Source organism: Thermogemmatispora sp. (assembly GCF_019683755.1).
GTDB lineage: Bacteria > Chloroflexota > Ktedonobacteria > Ktedonobacterales > Ktedonobacteraceae > Thermogemmatispora.
This window is the reverse complement of record NZ_JADGHT010000506.1, coordinates 1-2,452: the sequence shown is the minus strand read 5'-3', so window position 1 is coordinate 2,452 and position 2,452 is coordinate 1. Positions and strand designations below refer to the sequence as shown.

Annotated in this window: 2 protein-coding genes; both read left to right on the top strand. The window is 61.5% G+C overall.

Features of this window, described 5'->3' with window-relative positions; genetic code table 11:
• Positions 1-1,133 (top strand): pyridoxal-dependent decarboxylase (locus IRZ24_RS19380; protein ID WP_297168136.1); only part of this gene is annotated, 1,133 nt, incomplete at its 5' end.
• Positions 1,134-1,211: 78 nt separating this feature from the next.
• Positions 1,212-2,390, top strand: a complete 1,179-nt coding sequence (locus IRZ24_RS19375; protein ID WP_297168133.1) for a cysteine desulfurase family protein — start codon at positions 1,212-1,214, stop codon at positions 2,388-2,390.
• The last annotated feature ends 62 nt before the right edge of the window (positions 2,391-2,452 follow it).

Genomic DNA, 2,452 nt, shown 5'->3' with positions numbered 1-2,452 from the left:
ACGCTATGCTCTGGCGCACCTCGCCGGCGGCTACTGAACTAGAGCAGGTCGCGCTTGACTGGCTGCGCCAGATGCTGGGCCTGCCAGGACCGCTCTTTGGGGTCATTAATGACACGGCTTCTGCAGGTACCCTCTACGCCCTGGCGGCGGCCCGTGAAGCTCTCAGCGATCTACAGATCCGCCAGCATGGCATGAGCGGGCGCCCTGAGGTGCCGCGCCTGCGCTATTACGCTTCTCAGGAAGCTCACTCCGCTGTCGACAAGGCCGGCATTGTGTTGGGGGTCGGATTGGAGGGCCTGCGCAAGATTCCCGTTGATGAGGCCTACCGCATGGATGTCGCCGCCCTGGAACAGGCTATCAAGGAGGATTTGGCGGCTGGTTGGCGGCCCTTTGCCGTTGTGGCGACCGTTGGCACTACTTCCACCACCAGCGTCGACCCGGTGCCGGCCATCGCCGACCTCTGCGAGCGCTATGGCCTCTGGCTGCATATTGATGCCTCATATGCCGGCTCCGCCGCCCTCCTGCCAGAGTACCGCCATATTCTGGCTGGCTGCGAACGGGCCGATAGTTTCATTGTCAATCCTCACAAGTGGCTCTTCACACCTCTGGACTGCAGTGTCTTCTTTACCCGCAAGCCTGACATCGTGAAAGCTACCTTCAGCCTGGTGCTGGAGATCCTGCGCACCGACGAGGAGGCTCCCAATCTGATGGATTACGGCATTTCGCTCGGGCGGCGCTTCCGCGCCTTAAAGCTATGGATGATCATGCGCTACTTTGGGCAAGAAGGACTGCAGGCCCGCCTGCGCGAGCATATTCGCCTGGGGCAACTGCTGGCCCATTGGATCGACGAGGCGCCCGATTTTGAGCGTCTGGCGCCAACCCCTTTCAGCACAGTCTGTTTCCGGGCTCATCCGCGTGGCCTTGACGACGAAGCGCAGTTGACCACTCTTAACGAGCGCCTGCTTCAGCGCATCAACAGCGCAGGCCACTATTTTCTCTCGCACACCAGACTGCGCGGCAGATATAGCCTGCGGGCTGCTATCGGCAATCTGCGCACCACCGAAGAGACCATACGCGGACTGTGGCAGGAGCTGCAAGAGGGGCTGCGAGTGGAGTTAGCCCGGCTGTCTTAACGGGCTGATGCCTGGAGGAAAAGGGCAGAGCGGGCGTGCCAGGAAAGCAGAAAAGCAAGAAAGGAGGCGGAAGTCTGTATGAGCCTGCGACATCCGGGGCTGCGCGGCGACCTGATCTATCTCGACTATAATGCGACGACGCCGATTGATCCTGCCGTCGTCGATGCCATGCTGCCCTATCTGCGCGAACATTTTGGCAATCCCTCTAGTGCGCATAGCTACGGATGGGCGGCCCATCAGGCCATCGAGCGCGCACGGGCCGAAGTAGCCGCTCTACTGGGCTGTACGCCGATGGACATCATCTTTACTGGGGGCGGTTCCGAGAGCGACAATCTGGCTATTCGAGGTGTGGCCCTGGCACGACGGGCACAAGGCGACCACATCATTACTCAGGTCACCGAGCATCCAGCAGTGCTCAACACCTGTCGCGCCCTGGAACGGCTCCACGGCTTCCGCGTCACCTATCTCCCCGTCGACCAGCATGGGCGTGTCTCTCCAGAGCAGGTCGAGCGCGCTATCGATCGGCGCACTGTGCTGGTCAGCATCATGCACGCTAACAATGAAACTGGTACTCTACAGCCGCTGCCAGAAATCGCGGCCATTGCACACCGCTACGGCGCGCTGATGCACAGCGATGCTGCCCAGAGCGTGGGCAAGATCGCCACCTCGGTCGCCGAGCTGGGCGTAGACCTACTGACGGTGGCTGGCCACAAGCTCTACGCTCCCAAAGGCGTCGGGGCCCTTTACATCCGCCGCGACCTTGGCCTCAATCTGGAGCCGATCCTCTACGGGGGAGGACAGGAGCATGGTTTACGAGCCGGAACCGAGAATGTTGCGGCCTGCGTGGCTCTGGGGGCCGCCTGCCGTCTGGCGGCGGAGCGTCTGCCCTCGGAAAGCGCACGTCTGCGGCATCTGCGGGATCTGCTCTGGCAGCGCCTGCGCGAACACTTGGGCGATCGCGTCCAACTCAATGGTCATCCCGACGAACGCCTGCCCAATACGCTCAACGTGAGCATCAGCGGGGTCAGCGGCGAGGAGGTTTTGGCGGCCACGCCCGAAGTAGCGGCCTCAACTGGCTCAGCCTGCCATGAGGGCAGCACCGACCCCTCGCCGGTCCTCCTGGCAATGGGCCTGGCTCGTGAACGTGCCCGGGGCGCTCTGCGCCTGACACTGGGACGCTGGAGCAGCGTCGACGAAGTCGAGCGGGCCGCTGTCTCCTTGCTGCGCAGCATCGATGCACTAACGCGCAATATATAGAAATAATATATTTTCTTGTATTTGTTCTCTGTTATTGGTTTTATATCGCCCATTATTCGCAG